Origin of the sequence: Bacillus sp. FJAT-29790 (assembly GCF_019039215.1) — a bacterium.
Taxonomy (GTDB): Bacteria; Bacillota; Bacilli; order Bacillales; family Cytobacillaceae; genus Cytobacillus.
The window spans coordinates 1,647,882-1,668,496 of record NZ_JAHNZZ010000001.1 but is presented as its reverse complement, the minus strand read 5'-3'; the positions used below and the strand labels follow the sequence as shown (position 1 = coordinate 1,668,496).

Genomic DNA, 20,615 nt, shown 5'->3' with positions numbered 1-20,615 from the left:
CCTTTTTGAAAACGTAAATTTAGCTTCCGTATGAGATTGCTTTCTTGCAGGAAAGCAATCATTCGATCAGTTAAATGAAATGGTTGTCTATATCAGTTTATTCATGTTGTCCCAAACAAGAACAGGAAAAGAAGTGTGCTGAACCTAAGAGGCTAGATGTTTTTTGAAAAAGTACGAAACCTTTTGATGTTTATGGCGTAAATAAGATAATAAGAAGAAATCATTCGCTCTTTTTAGAAAACCACTAAGGAAAATCCTTATCAAAAAATGTAATGGAGGAATTAAAAATGCCATCAAATGATGAGAGGCTGTTAGCTGCAGCCATTTATGTCTCAAGCTTCTTTACTACATTCATCGGACCGCTAGTGATCTGGCTCCTAAAGAAAAACGAATCATCGTTTGTTGATTACCACGGGAAAGAGTATTTCAACTTCCTTATTTCCTACGGGGTTTATAGTATAATCAGCACGATTCTTATGGTTATTTTGATTGGATTTGTGACGATTTGGATCGTCGGTATACTCGCCTTTGTTTTTACAATTATTGCAGCAGTGAAAGCATACGAAGGGAAGGAATACGAAATTCCGTTTGTGTTTCGGATCATTCGGTAGGGGGATTTAATGGTCTGCGGTTAATAATCATAAATTGTCGGTCGGCTTATTTGATAGTGAGACGGCCGACAATTTCAAAGACAACCGATTTTTTTAAAAATAGAAACACTAGATGCTGGAGACACTAAAAACATCCTGTAACATCAAGGGGAGGTTTTCGGCATGAAAATAAAAACAAAAATACTTATCGCTGCTATCGTAGCAGGTGTTAGTGTATATGCTATTAAAGGTGTCAATCCTAAAACTGAACAAACAAATGAAACCGCACAATTAAATAAACCGATGCAAACGAATGAATCTGCAGGAATAAATAGAACTGTCGAAATGAATGAGACCAAACAAATAATTAATGAAGTCAAAGCAGAGCAAATTGCTTTAGACGTATTAAAAGGCGGTCTTGTAAAGGCTAGTCATATAGAAGTAAATAATGACGGGTCGAAAGAATTCGAAGTGACAATTTTGAAAGACGATCGAATTTATGAAGTGGATATTGATGCCTCAACAGGTAAGATTTTGGAAATCACTCATAGTAAGCTTCAAAGTGAAAGCGTCGCAGCAACCATTTCTATCGAAGAAGCAAAGCAAATCGCATTAAACAGGGTAAGAGGAGCTGTAACCGAAATACATTTGGATACCTATAACAATCGCTTAGTTTATGATATAGAAATAAGTACAACCCATCGCCTTGAAGCGGGTGTAATTGTGGATGCAACCACTGGAGAAGTATTGAGATATGACGAAGTGGATTAGGGTTGAAGTATGATTACATAGGACTGATGGTGCCCGGAAACATTGGGAAATCGCAAAAGTGGTCATCATGAGTGGCTGATGATGTCCGGAATTGGAAAAAAGGAGTGAATGCGGTCACCATTGGGGGTTATTGATGCCCGGAATCTACTCGAAAAGGGAAAAGCGGTAAAGCAACGGAGATCTAGCAAACAGTGCCTAGCACTGTTCGTTAGAAGATAAGAAGGCATAATAAAAGACTTCGGATATCAGGTTAAAAAAATTTAATCTTATTCACAAGTAGCTGATGTAAGAGACCAGAAATGCTTCTGTGCTATCACCACAGTGCCTTCATTATGCACGCTTCTAATATAGGTTTGTTCGTTTGGTAATTTCTTTCAATTTGGATACCCCTTATAGTCCCGATTGATAGTATAGTGATGGTGGCCATTACTGTGATAAGCATTTTTCATTTGTTTTTATTCATTACAGACCACTCTATTCATATAATAAAGCTTAGCATTAATATTATAACAAAGGTACAAATAAAAACAGACGGAAAAGCCTTTCGCTACCAAGGGTTTATCTTTCGAAAAAAATGACTATCAATTGTATGCTAAATTGATAGTCATTTTTTATTGGGATATCGCGATTCCTAGTCTAAAAATCGCCAATATAAGGGTAAAATGCTGTATCCCGCAAAATCATATATTTATTTCCCTTTTTTCTTTTTCGAATGATCGACAACGGGTTTATTTTTATTATTAATGATTTCAAAGATAACTTGCACATGAATATTTTTTTCATCCATACTTTTAACACTTGAAACCTTTCCTTTACGACCTTTAATTGTTAAATCATCACCTGCGGATGGAACACGATTAAGTAGCTGACTTAATAACAGGATTTTGTTTTCAAAAAAATGTACAGCAATCATTTTTTGTCTCACCTATTTCATATGGAATGTGTTACATGAAAAATACTCATCTTGCATCCTTCATATAAAATATATGATTATCGTTCGATTTAGACCAAATTAGTAAAGAAAAAAATGTTGCATGCTTCATGCGGAGGAAGCAGGTTAATTAAAGAGAAAGGAATATCACTAGGAGGATGGGAATAAATAAAACAGACATTGGAAAAGGAAATTATGAATTCAATATGGAATATATAATTAGTGCTTATAGCCTTCAGGGGGGAGAGTTATTTGTCATTAAAAGTAGGAGATATAATTACGTTTGAACGGACTTTTACAGTAAGGGATATTGAATTATTTACAGAGATTTCAGGTGATGAAGGGATTCATCATATTACCCCAGATGAACAGGGAAGACTTGTAGTTCAAGGGTTATTAACGGCAACTCTACCAACAAAAGTAGGTGGAGATCATAACGTACTGGCTCGTAATATGAATTTTGAGTTTTTAAGACCTGTGTTTACGGGGGATACCATAATTTGTGATGTTGAAATTGAAAAATACGAAAGGCAAGAAAATAATAGAACAGCCATTGTTGCATCCTTTTTATGTAAAAATCAGAATGAAAAAGAAGTATTAAAAGGGGATTTCTCAGGTGTAATACTTTAAATTCTTTATACTTTCTTCAACTGATGGGTGCAAGAGTTCTAGAAACAGGGTTACGGCAACTCTGTTTCTTTTTTATTGCGCTAAATAAGCCTTTTAATAAAATTTAGAATACCAAAGGAGGAGAATATATTTATGATTGTGCATTACTTGAATAAAGGTTATAGCACTTTATCGTTTCTGCTATATGTTTTCGTTACGAGTTTTACTCCACTATCTATTCATTCCAAATTGATTAAGCATAGTCAAACTTCCCCGTCTTGTTGTTCAATCAATGGGCAATTTTATGAATAAAACCTTCAAAGAAAATTAGATATTTATTCTTAGATGTGTATGCGAAGAATTGTACCTAAAGTAACGGAGAATAGGCTAGTTCAACAATACACTGAAAATTAATGCTGTATTACTGTGTGTTTTATGTAAAGCACGTTTGACATAATGCTAATTTCTGTTAAAGTAAATGTAAAATCTTCTTTACATATTTGTAGGTGAATATTTTGGAAAATAGAATTCAAGCTCTAAGGAAATCGAAGGGATTATCGCAAGAAGAGCTTGCACAGAAATGCAAAGTGTCGAGACAAACGATTAATGCCATTGAAAACGACAAATATGACCCAAGTTTACAGTTGGCATTTACTTTGTCTTACGTTTTAGGACTTTCAATCGAAGAATTATTTATTTTCAAATACGAAAGGGATGAGAATAAATGAACACTGTAAAAAAAGTTAGTATAATCTGTTCTTTCATTCTTATTATTGCAATTGGTGGTTTTGGTGTATATGAATGGATTACAAAAGAAATGATTAACGCTTCTACACTCTTCTTTGTATTTTTAGGAATTGGTTTCTTCTTTCAATCTATAACTTGGGGTGAAATGGAGGGAAAACATGAAGGAGAAAAAGATGAATTGGAGAAACATATAACACTGACAAGTTCAAAAATAAGTTATTATCTATTGCTTTTATTGATGTTGATCGTTTTAGTTGTATCGGAAAGAGTAACTGCAATGAATGACATAAAAAATATCCCACTCGTTATAGTAATTGGACTTGCGTTGATAACCATGCCAATTACTGAGTTCGTTGTTTCAAAAAAGTACCGTTAAAATAATGACGAAATTATAAAAATCAACGGATGGGCTCTAACGCACCTTAGTTAAGTGACCTTCCTCTCCCAGCTGTATTAACGGGTATTATTACATTATATATTGCCTTTGAGGCATCAGTGGATTTAAGTAATACCTTGCTAAATGCAAAATTTCACTATCTAGGGCTAACTAATTAAGATTTTTAGGAAACCAATTGAAAGTGGGTTTCCTTAATTTTATCTAATTATCAACATTTAAATTTAATAGAGTTAAAGCAAAAGAGTTGATTTTGTGGGAGGTTATTAAATGAATCTAAATAATGAAGAGGGAAAAGACAATCAAAAATTATTTAGAGCTCAGAAGTTGGCATTATATTGGTTGTTAGGACTTATTTATTCAGGATTTATAGGTTTACAGCTTGGCAGAATTCAAGCTATTGCAGATTTCAATTATAGTTTACACGAAATATTGTATGTCCCATTTAATTTGGCAATCTTCCTTGTACCCGTTGTGTTTCTCATCTACTTGTACCATGTAATTAAATACTTACGAAAAAGGAGAAGACAAAAGGGCAATCTAAAAACGAAGGTAAAAGCTATAATGGTAATCATCTCTATCATCTTTATTTTTTCAATAACAAATCATCAATTTCATGAAGTATCGACTGGAGGAATATTTGTGTTAAAACAGAAACTTCATGAGGAAGGAAAGTATTATTTAGTATTCGATGATAAAAAGATTAGCGTATCTGTGAATGAATTTCAATTAGTTGAAGTTAATCAACAGTATTTAGTAAGCTTTGTTTGGAATTCACGATCACCTAACAAAGGTCGGCTTAAAACGATTGAACCATTTAAATAAAGGATACAATTAAAGTCGTGAGATAATCATAATTCTCTTGCAATAACAAGGTGCATCACCGGAACAATGGTAATGCTCCTTTCATCTTCTTCAAGTAACGTGCAGGTTAGTTAAAGTAAAATAATTATAGGAAGACAGCACACTTCCAATAATGGAACCAACCTGCCGATTTAGTTGGGCTTAAAAAGCGGCGACACCGGGATCAGCAGTATGATATTGTTTTGGGAATAGGAATCCTCTGGTGTAAGGTGACGATTGACCTTTTAATCGCAAAGCTTTTTCAATTTCAACCGCAGCACGCATTGCATCTTTTGCGGTTCGCTTGCCAGTCACAATATCGTGCATCAAGTTTAAAGCCATAATATTCGTCGATTCATGATCGCATTTAGCCGTAGCCTCACCAGCCGTTCGGTCTGGATATAAACTACCATCAAACTGTGCTAATTCATCAAAGAATTGAACAGGAACTTTATAATCAATGGTTTGTTCTAAATAATCAAGATGGGGGAGCGGAGCGTTATGAAGTACTGTATCAAGATGAACAATCGTACGCTTCCAAGGACCGTTGTTATACCAGATAATTCTTCTCGAACTTGCTTCATTAGGTAAACCATATTTATTGACTAACAAATAAACTGTCTTTTTGGGTTCCCCAGTCCACTTTTCCAAAATTTGATCTAAAATTGGATGAAGGCCGTGATGTTGACGGTAATAACCGCTAAAGCCATTATTCATTTTTAATCCCCTCCTATACTGGTCCTTTGTCCATAGTTACATTTGGCAGGGGGGAAAGCACAAACAAGAATGTGAATAATTATTGGCTGTTTTCGTAAAGTTTGTTGTTATCAGGAATAAACAATGCCCGTTTCTTTCCGCTACAGGCACTTGCTTTCCGCGGGGAGGAAGTCGAGCCTCCTCGACGTTCCGTCTGCGGGGTCTCGACTTTTCCTCTATCTCCCGCAGGAATCAAGTGCCTTCCGCTCCAATCCACTCACCGTTTTCAATGTTGGTTTGGAATAAAGTTTGTTCAAAAATGCTTTGCAAACCCTTATTTTGTGAGAACCAAAAAGAATCCATTTTGAATAAGATTAATCAAAATGGATTTTTATATATTATATCTAGATGTATTATTTATAAAAAATTCTGTTCTTTTACCACACAAAAATAAGCTTCTATTTTAAGAAGCTTTTCCTTCTTCAAATTCATCTTTGCATAATTCTACTTGTTTAATAAGGTCACTGCATAGGAGTTTTCTTTCTGTTCTCACATCGGTTCAAATTCACTTTATATTGCAATTCCCTTAAAATGCTACTAACTTTAAAAAACTATATTTCTAATGAATGTTGAAAATAAAAGAAGTAGATTCATATTCGAGCCTTAAAAATCATATTTAGTAACGATTGATGGAAATTAAATTTTGGAGGCTATAATAATGAATGAAAAACATCATAAACAGAGGCAAACTTTATTAGAGGAAATCCATTATGAGAATCGGGACCTCTCCAATGAGCCAGCTAAACTTCATTCCCAGACGATCGGTTCTAGGGGACCTGTACTGGAACAAGATGGTGTACTACACGAAACCTTACAAGAATTTATTCATGAAAAGATTTTAGAAAGACCTGTTCATGTAAAAGGATTTGGTGCATTTGGTTATTTTCAAACGATATATTCGATGGCCGAACATACAAAACTGAGTTTTTTACAAAATTCTAATCAGACAGTTCCTGTTATGGTTCGCTTTTCGTTAGCCGTCAGTACGAAAGGAACACCTGATACATCTAGAAATGTACGTGGTTTTGCTACAAAATTTTATACAGAAGAAGGCGTTTTTGACCTAATATGTAATCACATTCCTGTCTTTTCTATTCGTGATGCGATACGATTTCCGGAATTTATTAAAGCATTCTTACCTTCACCAAAAAATAATTTAATTGATCCTAATAGGTTTTGGAGCTTCGTAGCAAGAGCGCCTGAATCGATTCATTTTGTTGTACGTTTATTCTCTGATGCCGGTACGGTAAAAAGTTTTCTCCACACTCCAGGACATAGTGTAAATACATATGTTTGGAGAAATGCTCAAGGTATTAGAAAGTATGTTAAATACCATTGGTACCCATTTGAAGGTGTGCAATACATTGGTCGCGAAGAAGCAAATAGACTATCCGCTGAAAATCCTGATTACGCTGGTAAAGATTTATACGATGCGATTGCAGGAGGCAAACCGGTGGAATATGGCTTATATGTCCAGCTCATGGACCCAAAGGATGAAGCAAATCTTTCTTATGATCCTTTAGACGATACAAAAGTGTGGGATGAAAAAGAGTATCCCCTAATACCAGTAGGTAAAATGGTATTAAATAAAAATCCTGATAATTATATGGAACAAGTAGAAAAAGTCGCCTTCGCCCCTTCTAATTTACTAGACGGCGCAGAATTATCTGATGATAAAATACTGCAGGGCCGTGCCAATATTTATAGTGATTCTCAAAGAAGAAGAATTGGAGCTGAATTTCGTAAATTACCGGTTAACCAACAGCAAAATTGGACACCAGCAAATCAAATTTCAAGTGGTAATGGAAGATATGTTGGAGGCAAACTAGAAAGAGCTTCTATTACAAAGCAAGACGATTTTGGGCAGGCTGGTGAATTCTATACGAGGTTAACCCAAATAGAAAAAGAACATCTTGTCGAAAATTTAGCTACTGATTTGAAAGTCATATCTTATGATATTAGAAAGAAAGTTATGGAGTATTTCGATAAAGTATCATCTGACTTAGCAAAGAGAATTGAAATTGAATTGAAAAAGTGAAAAGAAGATTCAAAACGTCATTATTACGATTAAAATGACGTTTTTTTGTATAAAATTTATTAATTTCCAACATATTCTTAATAACCGTCTACTTTCACAAAAAAGAAATCCTGAAGGTTTATACGTAACAAGCGGGGTTGCACAGTTAAAGTAACAAATTTTTTCTTAGAATCAAAAATTTTAGAAGTGGACGGGGGTATTACTTTAATTAGGGATGCTCCTGATTTTTTTATCAATAGGCAAAGTAACCTTTTTAAGCCCAAGTCATACACTAAGAAAAAGAATTTTCCCTTGTTAATCCCAAAAAAAAGGAGCGTAATGATGGAAAAACGAACCATGAATCAAATGGTTGGGAATGTGCCTCAACCTATTCGAAGTGATGGAGCTGGAGGCATTGACTCAGGACCTCGTAATATTATGCGGGATCTTCAAAATCCAAATATGCTCGTCCCACCTATTACGGATGCAGGCTTGCTCCCTAATTTGAAATTTTCATTCTCAGATACTTCTATGAAATTAGATCAAGGGGGATGGTCCCGTGAGATCACGGTTAGGGAACTTCCTATCGCCACCACCCTTGCAGGAGTAAATATGAGTTTAACGGCCGGTGGAGTACGTGAACTCCATTGGCATAAACAAGCAGAATGGTCTTATATGCTATTAGGAAGGGCACGTATAACCGCAGTTGACCAGCGAGGTCGAAATTTCATTGCCGACGTTGCCCCAGGTGATCTTTGGTACTTTCCACCAGGTATCCCTCATTCGATTCAAGGATTGGAACATTGTGAATTTCTGCTCGTCTTCGATGACGGAAACTTTTCTGACCTTTCTACCTTGTCCATCTCAGATTGGTTTTCACATACCCCAAAAGATGTTCTGTCGGCCAATTTCGGAGTACCAGAGAGTGCTTTTAACTCCATTCCTTCTGAACAGGTATATATCTATCAGCGGGAGGTGCCAGGTTCATTGGAAAATCAAGAAGTCCATTCACCATACGGAGAAGTTCCTTGACATTCAAGCACGAGCTGTTGAAACAAACACCAATTAAAACGTCTGGTGGTAGCGTTCGAATAGTGGACTCTTCTAACTTTCCGATATCAAAAACCATCGCCGCAGCACTCGTTGAGATTGAACCGGGTGCGATGAGAGAACTTCATTGGCATCCCAATAACGACGAGTGGCAGTATTACCTTACCGGAGAAGGGCGAATGACTGTATTTGCTGGAAACGGTGCAGCACGTACATTTGATTACAGAGCTGGTGATGTCGGATATGTTCCGTTTGCTACTGGGCATTATATTCAAAACACCGGTAATGAAACATTATGGTTTTTAGAGATGTTCAAAAGCAACCGCTTTGTAGATGTGTCACTGAATCAATGGATGGCATTGACTCCTAAAGAATTAGTTAAGAGCAACTTAAATGTTGGATCAGAATTGATCGATTCTCTTCGCAAGGAGAAATGGCCTGTTGTTAAATATCCAGGGTTTTCCTACTATCCAAAAAAAGATAGACAAAAGTAGATTTGATTGCCAATTTTGAAATTGCTTTTGGTTAAAATACAAGTTTTTTTATTCTATATGAAATTTCAAATATTATGTTAAAAATAAAAAAGGAAAACAAATAATCGATTTCAGCAATCGGGCGCGTTTCTGAAAAAAGCAGGAACGCTTTTTCCTTATTCAAGTAAATGGCAGGTTAGTTGAAGAAAAAATGGTAAAATTAAAGAAACAAATTGAGGTGCAGATATGCTTTTAAATGACTATATGAATGAAAATTTTCCTAACTTAAATCTTAGACCACCTTTGTTTTATAACTGGGAAATCGGCATACGGTTCGAGTTAGGAGTAGAGTGGGATAGAGAATACGATTATGAAAACAGTCCTTATGTACAGGAGGTTTATAAAAGGGCTGTCCTGTTGTTTGAATCATTACATTCACAAGACGAGGAAATTTTTATTGTAGTAGATGTGAATGATTTTGGAGATGAAAAAACCTATAAGCACAAAGCAAGGATTTTTTCTCCATATATCTATGAAAAATCAGTGTTATATAAATTGAAGCATACAGAAATGCCTTATATTTTTCCTGAAGATGATGAAAACGGAAAATATAAAACACATAGGTTTACCCTTGAATGCAAAGTATCTGATATGAAATACATTCCATTATTAAAAGCAGTATGTAATCAGGATTTAGGAATCCAACCAAGTATTTTTCATAGGATATATTTTTTAAATATCAAAAGGAAAACCATTTTTCATGTGTACGATGATAGAGGATGTGATTTGCTTGCTACCTCACCTGAATCTATTCGAGACATTTATAATACATACAATGATTGGATATTAGATTACGACAAGGACGAAATAGATAAAGTGTTTAAATAAGAATTAATTCTTTTTGAACGAACAGGTAGCGTTTCTACAATAAGTGGAGACGCATTTTCTTCTTGAAGTACTGGCAGAATAGTTTAATAAGTCCTTATTAATAATAGGGTTTAGAGCGTACATAAGTAAAACAAGGAATTTAAGGAGTGATTTTAATGGAAACATATGAAGCCTTAGAATGGCTTAATAATAACAACAATCCTTCAGCATTAGCGTCTAATCGTTTTGGCGAAACTGTGAATGCAATCAAATTTGTTGAAAAACTTTATGAACTTGGTGCAATAAAGGTAAATGTTATAGGTATTCTGGATGAAGCAGAACGAATAGAAGATGAAGGTGGACCATACGCTACGTCCCTGATTGTAGATTTACCGCAAGACAAAGAAAAACGTAATAAGATTATTGCGTTTTATAAAAAAGAAATGGAAGAACAAGGGATTGAAGAGGGAGAAGGAATTTTAGAATGCAATGAGAGTAAGTTAAATCAAGACAAACTGGGTTTTGGTTGGGGTTAATAATGGATGCTACTAAGGAATTTTCCTCTTGAACTCCCATGAGTGCTACCCATATAGGGCGCGACAGTCGGTGGTACACCGTGATCCTTGGAGTCAGACTAACGGATGGGCTCTATTGCACCATAGTGTATCGACCTTCTTCGTCAGCCGTAGAAACAGTATTGGCTGGGATCGGTATCAAGAAACCTAAAGAAGAAACAAATCCACAACTAAGCACAATCATTTCATCATTGGATAGACTTCCACACACTGCTAGGGCATCTTCAGGAGGATTCTTATATTAATACGCCTCAGATTTGTATCATTAATTTTATAAAATTTTCTTTTCAAGAATTTTTCCATTATGCGAATCAACTTTAATAACGACGTTATGTCCGAGTTTTGTGAATCCAATTTGATAAAATTCTTCCTCAGGATGAAAAACAGCATCCATTACTTTACCTTTTTCTTCCTTTTCAGCTATTGCCATTGCTTCCACTTTTGATATATTACTCCTGTTCACTCCATTAACGGCAATTTTTTTTTCATATTCCATGAATTGTATATTTCCGTTATTTTCAATTTGATTATTTTCTGAAATGGCACCTACGCCGACCGCTTTCCCCATAAAAACTAAACCAATCATACTTGTAAAGAATAATTTACGTATCATGAAATAAATCCTCCTCTGTTTTGCTGTTATTCATATAATAACTTGCGAAAATGAGGAGATTCGGATAATAAAATGAGAATATGATGAGAATTGCGTGAGTGGATGTAAAGGTTAATGTTTTTCTTCTGTATAAAAGATGGGCGTCAGAAAAGTGAGGTTTTACAACGATTTGTATTTTGTTACTTATCTTATAGGACAGTAGAATGTCTATTTTAGCGGAAATCTCCCGTGAAAATAAAAAAAGCTCAAAACCAAGAAAAACGCATAACAAAATGGACCTAGTAAAAACGCTTTTTAAAAAAGGCTGAGCCTTCTTCGTCAGCCGTAGAAACAGTATAGACAGGGGTATCCATTTTCATTCTCTGTGGTGAAGCGCTGGCTTTTGCGCTTCATGGATGGCTAACGGGTGCTTTAGTTGAACACGGGGTTACAGCGGCGTAGGATGTATTCACATTCTAGAGGTGCTAATTCCCTTATTTTCTGTGTAATAATTTTTCATATTCGTTTAAAAGTTTGTTTAAACCTTGACTCAATGATAAAACTTCTTCATCAAGAAAATCTAACTTCTTATTGTAAGCTGTTCGAACCATTTCTTCACGAAGTAGGTGGATTTTATTCCAAAGTTCTTTCTCTTTATCAAATTTCTCATTCATTTTTGCACCAACTATATGATAAATTCTAAACATTATACATTGTGCCATTAATGCATGGCTATTATGTATTAGAAAATATAATTGTTATAGGTTCTATACAATAAAATGATTATGAACAGTTTCACTTAAACTAACGGGTGCTTGAGCTTAAGTAAGGATTGCTGCGGCAATCCTCTTCCTTGTTTAGGTTCTTTGATTTTCGCAGCAGGATTCTTCGGTATATGCCCTTCATTGTGTGACCAACGAAATATCGATTTAATAAATCGAATTCGATGAGCCAAACTTGATGGCTTGAGGTGTTCACTGGATTTTGCCAAGTATTCTTTAAGCCGATCAGTAGTCAATGATTCAATATTCACATCGTCAAAGTATTGGATAAGTAGCTTAGATTGGAGCTTATATGCTTTTAATGTCTGAGGGGAGAATCCTTCGATCTTTTTATCCGATTCATATAATTCCCAAGTTCTTAATAACAACAAAAAAATCTCCTCCTTTTCGTATTGGAGGAATTATTGCCTTGATTGTAGAAGTGGAAACGTAAGGTATTGAACTATCGGGGCAGTTTAGTTTAAAAGGGGGTTAAAAATGAGTAATCTTGATGTATCGAATGATATTGATATTAAGACTAATAACAAAGGTACAGTATCACTGGTTCTTGGTATTCTTTCAATTGTTACTTCTATTGTCGCAGTAGGCGTTATACTTGGGATTGTTGGGTTAATTTATGGTGTTATAGGGTTAAGACAAATTAACCGTTTTAAACAAAATGGAAAAAGAAAAGCTGTAACAGGTATTATTTGTTGTCTATTTGGAATATTCCTCACGATATTAATTTCAATTACTACTGGTGAGTTGCTTTTCATCTAACGGGGGCTTTACTTCAATAACAATATTCAACATAAAGGGCGCTTTTCTGAAATAAGGAAAGCGTCTTTCTTCATGAAAAGGGCCATATTGTCGAGGAAAACCTCCGAAAACAATTGGTTATTTACGCAAATCTGAGATTGTAAAAGTTGCACATAAACAAATGCTGGTTAGTAAAACAGTCTCCATGCAAATGGATTTTATAAGTGTTAGAATTTTAACTATAATCAGCTATAACTAATAATAGAAAGTGAGTACATATTAAATGGGAAATAATAAAGTTATTGAACTTAAAAATTTTTCAATTGGATTACCAAAAAAAATGAAGTATGGGTATGATAAAGAAATAGAAACGGGAATATGCAAACAAACAATTGAAGAAGCTTTCTTAGCAAAAGAAGGATTTCGGGGAGATGGAGTTGCCGACTTACGGTATCATGGAGGTCCCGACCGTGCTGTATGTGTATATCCGTATGAACATTATTTGCTTTGGGAGAAAGAGTTCAAGAACCCTTTACCATCTTCAACTTTTGGAGAGAATTTAACTGTTACAAATATGTTAGAAAACGATATTTTTATTGGTGACATTTTCCTCCTTGGTAATGCTGTTATACAAGTAACTCAAGGTAGAATTCCATGTAGCACGATTACAAAGAGAACTAATAATCCTTCTCTTCTAAAAAGGATGGTACAAACCGGTTTTACAGGTTATTTGTGTCGTGTATTAGAAGAAGGTATTGTTCGTAAAGATTCTAAAATCAGATTAATAGAATCACATCCAAAACAGGTGTCCATTCTTTACGGAAATGAGATTTATTTTCATAAGCAAAAGGATGTTGAGGGCATAAAAAGAGTGCTGGACGTTCAAGAATTGGCTAACGAATGGAAAGAACTGCTGGTAAATCGATTAAATAAACTTATGACCCTTCCCTAAACTTCTTTTATGTATTTATAGTCTTTTTACGTTCTATTAAGATATAGAAGCTTAAATTTGGTTTAATATTTTATTCAACAAAAGGGCGCAATTGTTCAATAAAATCAGTCTCGATTTTGTAATAAAAGGTGATAAAAATGATTAACTTTGAGGAACAACTTCCAAGAAATAAGTTTGATTTTGAAAGAGTTCATAAAATAAAAAGGATGGAGAAAAAAGATATTATTCCTCTATTACCTGAACTTCTTGAATGGATTCAAGATATGAATTGGCCAATAGCACCTAAAGTCGCTGAAATTCTTATAACTTTTCCGAAAGAAATTGTTCCTCATTTAAAAAATGTATTTTCAACTAACGATGATATATGGAAATTCTGGTGTTTAGAGTACTTAATTAAGAAGTTACCTCCTCATTATAAAGAATCGTTAAGGAACGACTTAATAAGGCTAATTACAACACCTACTGAGGGCGAAAAATTAGAAGAAGTGGACAAGAAGGCGGGTGCAATTCTTGAAGAGGAATTGTGCTTTTTTCAGTAATCGGGCCATATTGTGGAACAAAAAATATTTTTCAAGGGAAAAAGAAATGTTGTAAAGTGAACACTTAACGTTAACGTAATATTTTCCTAATGTTTTTTCCAGTATATATTAGTAGTATAGGATTAGTAAGAAGTTGAAGTTTACTCATAAAAAAACGAGGTAATCCTAAGTGTATGAATTTAGTCATGAGGTAGAAAGGAAAGAAAGAAAATTCAAACTATACTTATTCATATTTATAATTTCTTCATTGATAGGTATAAGTCTCGATATTGTGGATTTTTATAATGGAAAAACTTCTGGGCTACGTATTGTTACAAATATTTTATTTTTCGGTCTTGTCATTTATTTTGGATTGCAAAAGAAGTCATGGGTTGTATGGATGATTCAGTTAACGGTATGGATGTACGTCGTATTACTATTACTTATTACTATTGTTGTAATTTTCAGACTATAGTTTAAAGATGTCTCTTTTTTTGAAACCAACAGGCTATGTCATTCCCTTGGTTATTAATATTCTCGTCATTGCTGGTAATTGGCTTTTGTTCGAGGTTTCCTAAAATTCGGACAATTATTGGCCTTTTTATTAGTATTCCCATTATACTGTTTCATGGTTTTATGGTTTGGTTTTTGGATAATAGCTATACTAAAATTGATTCCCCCTATAATCAGCAATCGCTAGTAAGGAAGTTAAAGGGTGGTACATATATAGCGTGGACCACCCTTTATATTTTAGGTCTTGATAATTAAAAAAGTTTAACCGTTTAGAATAGAATGATCAAAAATAAATCTGTAATTTAATACCCTATGGCCATGCCATCACCACGTGGATCGGCGCCTCCAAATTTCACAGAGGTATCAGGATCAATCAAAATCGCTCCGGACATCCCCATTGTCGTTGAGAATTCTTCCCTTTCTATGGCTACATCATGTCCACGCTTCTTTAATTCGTCAATGACCTGTTTTGGAATACGAGGTTCGAGCTTAAGTTGATTTGAGGGATTCCCCCATGTGCGTCCATATACCCATCTTGGTGCATCAATGGCGTTTTGGACACCAAAACCGTAATCTACAATACGAGTAACTAAAGCCGTTTGGGTTTGAGGCTGTCCTTCCCCTCCTTGAGTTCCATAAAGTAGGTACGGTTTGTCGTTCTTAAATAGCATAGCCGGATTTAATGTACTAAACGTTCTCTTTCTAGGCTCTAAATGATTGACCTCGTTAGGGTTCAATGAGAAATAGCTGCCTCGATTCTGAAGAAGGACGCCTGTACCTTTAGGAACAATAGCAGAGCCCCAATCAAAATAAATACTTTGATTAACCGAAACTGAATTCCCGTATTTATCTGTCACACCAAGCCACACAGTATCCTGCTTAGGATCAAGAGGCTTGACGTATTCTGCCGCTTTTCTCATATCAATACGGTTCGCCTGGTCTTGACCATGCTTTTTAGATAATAGGTAATCAAGCGGAATATTCACGAATTTCGGATCAGTGAGCCACTTATCTCGATCAGCGAATGATTGTTTGATGGCTTCTGTCATCAGATGATAGTAATCAGCAGATCCTTCCTTGATTGTGGATAGATCATAATTGTTCAAAATATTTAAGATTTCGAGTGAAGCCATCCCTTGGCTATTAGGCGGAAAATTGTACGCTTTATAACCACGATAGTCAACTGAAATTGGCTCAACCCAATCCGCTGTATGTTGTTTAAAGTCATTGAGGGTTAGTAAGCCGCCATTCGCCTGTACATCATCTACAATTTTCTTCGCGATAATTCCATTATAGAAAGAGTCGGCCCCTTGCGTTTGAATGATCTTTAATGTATTCGCTAAATCTTTCTGTTTTAGGATTTCTCCGGCTTTATAAGGTGACCCATCAGGTTTTAAGAATGTTTTTCTAAATCCTTCAAAACGTTGTAAGTTATGTTGTTCTTGGTCCAATGTATTTTTTTCCTTTGTAATGTTGACCTTTGTATAAGATTCTAGGTTCGGTGATACCGGAAAGCCGTCTTCGGCATATCGAATAGCAGAATCGAGAAGTTTACTCCATGGCAAGTTATTACCCATTTCATTTTGTGAGTATTTATAAGCTTCTCCCCAGCCTGATACCGCACCTGGAACGGTATTGGCGCTTAAATAGCCACGTATGGGAATTTTATCGTACCCTTTACTTTTATAAAAATCGATTGTAGCTTTCTCTCCTGAACGCCCACTTGCATTTAAGGCTTTTAGCTCCCTAGTTTTCGCATTAAAAATGAGCCAAAAGTTGTCTGCGCCTATCGTATTCATATCAGGATAAACCACTGCCAGTGTAGATGCCGCAGCAATGGCTGCATCTATCGCATTACCGCCATCTTTAAGCACTTGTAAAGCCGCTTGTGACGCAAGATAATGAGGAGCTGTTACCATCCCATTCTTCGACATTACCGTTGGACGAGTTGTTTGTGCTTCAGCATTGGTATTATTATTCCTAATTTTTGAAGTTTCAGGAACATCAGCTGAACTGGAATTCGAATGATTGTCCTCTGTATTTTTATCTATGTTATGCCCTATTTTTAAAGTTTCAGGAACATCAGTTGAACTGGAATGTAAATGAATGTCCTTCATATTTTTATCTAGGTTATTGTGATTACTATTAGTGGCACATGCAGATAGCATAAACATAAGAGAAATTATTCCTATCAATACTTTGTTACTTTTCATATTATCCTCCTTAAAATTCTGATGAATCGATTTTGTAATTGCATACCCATTATGGGTGTATCATTATTGAATAGCTTTAGCTAAAACTTTTATATTATGAGTTCTATAAATTATTGGAAATATCATGTTTCTGGCACTTAACTTATGTATGTTATGGCAGTATGTTTACTAATATTTTTGAATGACTTTTTAAAAATAAATTGTATGAATACTAATATTTATACACATTTTGTGCTTATTGAACAAACGGCCAGATTGTGGAATAACATTTTTAATTGTTTTGTGAATATTGTAAAAAAATGTGCTTAAATACACGAGGCAGTTTAATAAGAGTTCCATTTAAAAAGGAACCGCGATTGGCGATTCCCAAGATTATTATTTATTTGCTGCATTTATGGTACTAAGTGAATTGTTAAGTGCTGTTTTACACTTGTTTACATCAGGATTCGATGAACGAACTGAAGCTAATACAACATCAATTGTTCCATCAATTTTCGTCCATGTAGCACCATCGATTTTTCGAAGCTTAGGTTCCTGTGTGTCCCACTGATGTTCCAAATTATCAGCAATTTTTTTTGATGATGCAAAGTCGTTTTTATTTACAGCGTTTAGAATGTCATTTTCAATTTTAACAAAATCGTCTAATTGACCTGCTAATGTTGCTTGCTCCGCAGCGCCTTGTGATGCAATATTATTACTGCGCCAGTTATAACCACTTATACTAACAACTAAGAAAATTACAAGTACAACAATCGTTTGTGTTAGCACATGTTTCTTATTTGCATTACTTTGGTTTGTTTCTGCTATATCACTTTTAGCGTTTATATCAATTTTTGAAATGGCAAGGAAAACAATGATCGCTAAAATAGCTATAAGAAAAATTACACTCGTAACGGTTGTCCCGAATCCTAATCCGCCATTTACTTTTGGTTGAGATAAGTAATCTCCAAGTGACGCTCCAAGCGGACGAGTTAAAATATACGCGATCCAGAAAGCTAATACTCCGTCAAGTTTTAAAAATTTATAAGCTAAGAACACAAGAGCAATAATAATAACAACGCCTAATCCTGTGTTAAGATAACCAAAACCGAGTTGTTCGGAATATAAATCGCCGACCGCTGTTCCAAGTGCAAAGGTGAAAAGGATCGTAAACCAGTAGAAAACTTCTCTTTTTGTAGTAAAAATCGAGTGGATCGATAGTGTTTTTTCACTAAGATACCAAAATATAAAAGTAAGTCCTAGTAGCACGGAGAAAACAGCTGTACTAACCTCAAGCGGTACGCCCATATTATCTGTCAGATTATCCGTTACCAGTGTTCCAAATACGCTTATAAGTACAACTGTTACCCAGTAAACAACTGGAACATATTTGTTTGCTTTAAATTGAAAAAACAATACAATAAAAAACGCAACTCCAATAATAATGGTAGTAAGAGTTAAACCAAGTCCAATGTTGAAATTGATGAAATCAGCAAATGTTTCACCAACAGTTGTACACAAAACTTTGATGATCCAAAAGAAAATTGTCACTTGTGGCACTTTGTTAAGTAAAGTTTCCATTTTATATTGATTATCTTGCATATATATAATTTCCTTTCTTTGAAGTTTTTTCCCTCAAATTAATTTTATTTCTCACTCTCTAAATTAAGATACCCATCCAAATCCATGTTTATCATTAAGGAACTCTACGCTGTTTCTCCCACATTGGTTTCCATAATCTTGAATATTACAAAATATGGGGGACTTGTAATTTTTATTCCGGCCAGAAAATTGGACCATTTCAGTTTGTTTAGACATCTAAAATGAGAAATTCGGTATTCCTTTATTTGAACGGAATAAGACTTCCTGACGCTCCTGTAGATTTGAAACAAAGTTTTATTGTTGCGAACCTAAACGATTGATGAGATTGTGTTGGAAAGAAAAAGTGGTAAAATTACTGCTAAAAAGATGTAGTTATAGATTCAACTTTTTCTATTGTTAGAGTAATTAATAGGGGCTTTGAAAAGGTGGAGTTCAGTTTGAATTTACAACAATTAAAGTATGTATTAGAAGTAGTAAGTAAGGGATCTATGAATGAAGCAGCAAAAAGTTTATTCATCTCACAGCCAAGTTTGTCGAATGCGATTAAGGAATTAGAGAAGGAAATTAAAATTACTCTATTCATTAGAACGAATAGAGGGGTTACTATTACTAATGAAGGAGCTGAGTTTCTAGGTTATTCCAGACAGGTATTACAGCAGTTTAATATGCTTGAAGAAAAATACATAAGTGAAAAAACAGCTAAGCAACATTTTTGTATTTCAACCCAGCATTATACTTTTGCGGCCAATGCTTTTGTGGAACTTGTAAAAGAATTTGGGACGTCTGAATATGAGTTTATACTTCGTGAATCGAAAACATATGAAATCATTGAAGATGTAAAAAATTTACGAAGTGAGTTAGGGATTATCTATTTAAGTAATTATAATAAATACGTATTATTAAAGCTGTTAAGAGAAAGAAATATAACCTTTTCAGTACTCTTTACTGCAAAACCTTATGTATTTATTAGTAAAAGACATCCTTTATCCGACAAAGAATCTATTAATTTGGATGAATTAGATGACTATCCATGCCTTTCTTTTGAAATAAACCGCTTTATTAAATATCTAAGGAATTACTTACACTAATAAGTTATTAGTGTCTCAGTTTGTTGACAAAAGGGGTACGGTATGGTTACATTCCGTATCCCTTATCAGCTTTAGCTATTTTTCCAATTACCTGGTACGTTCACTAAAGTACGTTCCAAGACGTAAATGCGCGTTCATTTTATATCCCTGAAATCGGCTTTCTACAGCGCATGAATGCACTATAATTTCGCCCAATAAAGACTAAATAAATAATCCCATCAAAATAGTGTTGTAATAAATTCCATTAATTAAATTGTCTTTTTTAATGAGGCCTTCTTTTTCAAACCCGAGCTTTTCGTACAATTCAATGGCTGGAACATTATCTTCTCTAGTTACGAGACTAATTTTGTTAGTTATCCCATTTGAGGATGCCCACTGGATCATTTGTTCCATCATTTTTCTGCCTAAGCCTAGTCCAGTAAACTGTTCGCTAATAACGATTCCTAATGTACCAACATGTTTCATTCTGTCCTTCTGGCTAGAATTAATGGATGCTATACTAATAATTTCATCATTTATGGTTGCAAGTAATATGATGGAGTTTTGTTCCAGGCGTGTAGATTCTATAAACTCTTTATATTCCTCTTTATTGCGTTTAAATTCATTTTTTCCGAATGAAAGAAAATCAGTTTCTCCACCCACGATATTATAGAAATCGATCATATGTTGGGCGTATTCTTTAGTCGCCTCTTTTATCGTTACTTCATTTCCGTCTTTTAAACGAAATTTCATCATATCTCTCAGCTACTTTCTAGTTTGATATGGTTAACAAAGTTTGATTTTAGATTAAACGGTACAATTGATTCTACCTGTTGAAGATTCATTACTTTGTACTCCTCTGAACATTATAAATTAGTCCATCTTTTGAAACCATTCAAAAGATGGTTTTTGTTTCATCTTTCAGATACACTACGGTGAACCGTTTAATAGTGAAACATCTTATATATTAGCTATTCCACAAAACCAGCTAATAGTTTGTCAAGATTTTTCAATAAAAAATGTAAAACGTACATGA

At 34.7% G+C, this 20,615-nt stretch carries 21 protein-coding genes and 1 pseudogene; 14 read left to right on the top strand and 8 right to left on the bottom strand.

Annotated features, from left to right (window positions below):
- Window positions 1-287: 287 nt before the first annotated feature.
- Both BGM26_RS07820 and BGM26_RS07815 read left to right on the top strand, forming a co-directional pair.
- On the top strand, window positions 288-611 hold the full coding sequence (locus BGM26_RS07820) for a DUF4870 domain-containing protein (protein ID WP_254119137.1): 324 nt from the start codon (window positions 288-290) through the stop codon (window positions 609-611).
- A 162-nt stretch (window positions 612-773) separates the two neighbouring features.
- Window positions 774-1,361: a PepSY domain-containing protein gene (locus tag BGM26_RS07815; protein ID WP_217039220.1), complete on the top strand. Its 588-nt coding sequence runs from the start codon at window positions 774-776 to the stop codon at window positions 1,359-1,361.
- A 688-nt stretch (window positions 1,362-2,049) separates the two neighbouring features.
- Here BGM26_RS07815 and BGM26_RS07810 read toward each other — a convergent pair.
- Window positions 2,050-2,274, bottom strand: a complete 225-nt coding sequence (locus tag BGM26_RS07810) for a hypothetical protein (RefSeq protein WP_217039219.1) — start codon at window positions 2,272-2,274, stop codon at window positions 2,050-2,052.
- A 270-nt stretch (window positions 2,275-2,544) separates the two neighbouring features.
- On the opposite strand from BGM26_RS07810, the gene BGM26_RS07805 reads away from it, so the two are divergent.
- The 4 genes from BGM26_RS07805 (at window position 2,545) to BGM26_RS07790 (ending at window position 4,867) form a co-directional block, all read left to right on the top strand.
- The gene (locus BGM26_RS07805; protein ID WP_217039217.1) at window positions 2,545-2,922 is read left to right on the top strand and encodes a hotdog domain-containing protein; all 378 of its coding nucleotides are present in this window, start codon (window positions 2,545-2,547) and stop codon (window positions 2,920-2,922) included.
- Between the two features lie 494 nt (window positions 2,923-3,416).
- Window positions 3,417-3,629: a helix-turn-helix transcriptional regulator gene (locus BGM26_RS07800; RefSeq protein ID WP_217039215.1), complete on the top strand. Its 213-nt coding sequence runs from the start codon at window positions 3,417-3,419 to the stop codon at window positions 3,627-3,629.
- Window positions 3,626-4,024 (top strand): hypothetical protein, encoded by a 399-nt coding sequence (locus tag BGM26_RS07795; RefSeq protein WP_217039214.1) that lies wholly within the window; start codon window positions 3,626-3,628, stop codon window positions 4,022-4,024. The genes BGM26_RS07800 and BGM26_RS07795 overlap by 4 nt, the downstream gene beginning before the upstream one ends.
- Before the next feature lie 288 nt (window positions 4,025-4,312).
- Window positions 4,313-4,867: a hypothetical protein gene (locus tag BGM26_RS07790; RefSeq protein ID WP_217039213.1), complete on the top strand. Its 555-nt coding sequence runs from the start codon at window positions 4,313-4,315 to the stop codon at window positions 4,865-4,867.
- A 180-nt stretch (window positions 4,868-5,047) separates the two neighbouring features.
- Here BGM26_RS07790 and BGM26_RS07785 read toward each other — a convergent pair whose 3' ends face one another.
- Window positions 5,048-5,602 (bottom strand): hypothetical protein, encoded by a 555-nt coding sequence (locus tag BGM26_RS07785; protein WP_217039212.1) that lies wholly within the window; start codon window positions 5,600-5,602, stop codon window positions 5,048-5,050.
- Window positions 5,603-6,299: 697 nt separating this feature from the next.
- Here BGM26_RS07785 and BGM26_RS07780 point away from each other — a divergent pair.
- From BGM26_RS07780 to BGM26_RS07765, 4 genes and pseudogenes are all read left to right on the top strand, one after another.
- Window positions 6,300-7,679, top strand: a complete 1,380-nt coding sequence (locus BGM26_RS07780) for a catalase (RefSeq protein WP_217039210.1) — start codon at window positions 6,300-6,302, stop codon at window positions 7,677-7,679.
- A 321-nt stretch (window positions 7,680-8,000) separates the two neighbouring features.
- Window positions 8,001-9,202, top strand: a pseudogene (locus BGM26_RS07775) (oxalate decarboxylase family bicupin).
- 225 nt (window positions 9,203-9,427) lie between these two features.
- Entirely contained in the window at window positions 9,428-10,069 is a 642-nt protein-coding gene (locus BGM26_RS07770; protein WP_254119135.1) for a DUF3885 domain-containing protein, read from the top strand.
- 155 nt (window positions 10,070-10,224) lie between these two features.
- The gene (locus BGM26_RS07765; protein ID WP_217039209.1) at window positions 10,225-10,584 is read left to right on the top strand and encodes a hypothetical protein; all 360 of its coding nucleotides are present in this window, start codon (window positions 10,225-10,227) and stop codon (window positions 10,582-10,584) included.
- A 310-nt stretch (window positions 10,585-10,894) separates the two neighbouring features.
- Here BGM26_RS07765 and BGM26_RS07760 read toward each other — a convergent pair whose 3' ends face one another.
- From BGM26_RS07760 to BGM26_RS07750, 3 genes are all read right to left on the bottom strand, one after another.
- Window positions 10,895-11,236 carry a PepSY domain-containing protein gene (locus tag BGM26_RS07760; protein WP_217039207.1) on the bottom strand — a complete coding sequence of 114 codons (342 nt, stop codon included), beginning with the start codon at window positions 11,234-11,236 and terminating at the stop codon, window positions 10,895-10,897.
- 473 nt (window positions 11,237-11,709) lie between these two features.
- Window positions 11,710-11,889, bottom strand: coding sequence for an aspartyl-phosphate phosphatase Spo0E family protein (locus BGM26_RS07755; protein WP_217039206.1), 180 nt, complete (start codon window positions 11,887-11,889; stop codon window positions 11,710-11,712).
- Window positions 11,890-12,014: 125 nt separating this feature from the next.
- Entirely contained in the window at window positions 12,015-12,368 is a 354-nt protein-coding gene (locus tag BGM26_RS07750) for a site-specific integrase (RefSeq protein WP_217039205.1), read from the bottom strand.
- Window positions 12,369-12,474: 106 nt separating this feature from the next.
- On the opposite strand from BGM26_RS07750, the gene BGM26_RS07745 reads away from it, so the two are divergent.
- From BGM26_RS07745 to BGM26_RS07735, 3 genes are all read left to right on the top strand, one after another.
- Window positions 12,475-12,756: a DUF4190 domain-containing protein gene (locus BGM26_RS07745; RefSeq protein WP_217039204.1), complete on the top strand. Its 282-nt coding sequence runs from the start codon at window positions 12,475-12,477 to the stop codon at window positions 12,754-12,756.
- A gap of 262 nt (window positions 12,757-13,018) precedes the next feature.
- The gene (locus BGM26_RS07740; protein WP_217039203.1) at window positions 13,019-13,687 is read left to right on the top strand and encodes an MOSC domain-containing protein; all 669 of its coding nucleotides are present in this window, start codon (window positions 13,019-13,021) and stop codon (window positions 13,685-13,687) included.
- Window positions 13,688-13,824: 137 nt separating this feature from the next.
- Complete coding sequence (locus BGM26_RS07735; protein ID WP_217039202.1) at window positions 13,825-14,226, top strand: DUF5071 domain-containing protein; 402 nt, start codon at window positions 13,825-13,827, stop codon at window positions 14,224-14,226.
- 794 nt (window positions 14,227-15,020) lie between these two features.
- On the opposite strand, the gene ggt is transcribed toward BGM26_RS07735, so the two are convergent.
- Window positions 15,021-16,652, bottom strand: a complete 1,632-nt coding sequence (gene ggt, locus BGM26_RS07730) for a gamma-glutamyltransferase (protein WP_254119463.1) — start codon at window positions 16,650-16,652, stop codon at window positions 15,021-15,023.
- A gap of 654 nt (window positions 16,653-17,306) precedes the next feature.
- Entirely contained in the window at window positions 17,307-18,512 is a 1,206-nt protein-coding gene (locus tag BGM26_RS07725) for a COG4705 family protein (protein WP_217039201.1), read from the bottom strand.
- A 437-nt stretch (window positions 18,513-18,949) separates the two neighbouring features.
- Between BGM26_RS07725 and BGM26_RS07720 the strand changes: the two genes are divergently transcribed.
- On the top strand, window positions 18,950-19,600 hold the full coding sequence (locus BGM26_RS07720; RefSeq protein WP_217039200.1) for a LysR family transcriptional regulator: 651 nt from the start codon (window positions 18,950-18,952) through the stop codon (window positions 19,598-19,600).
- 201 nt (window positions 19,601-19,801) lie between these two features.
- Here the strand turns inward: BGM26_RS07720 and BGM26_RS07715 are convergent, their stop codons facing one another.
- Complete coding sequence (locus tag BGM26_RS07715) at window positions 19,802-20,335, bottom strand: GNAT family N-acetyltransferase (RefSeq protein WP_254119133.1); 534 nt, start codon at window positions 20,333-20,335, stop codon at window positions 19,802-19,804.
- Window positions 20,336-20,615: the final 280 nt, after the last annotated feature.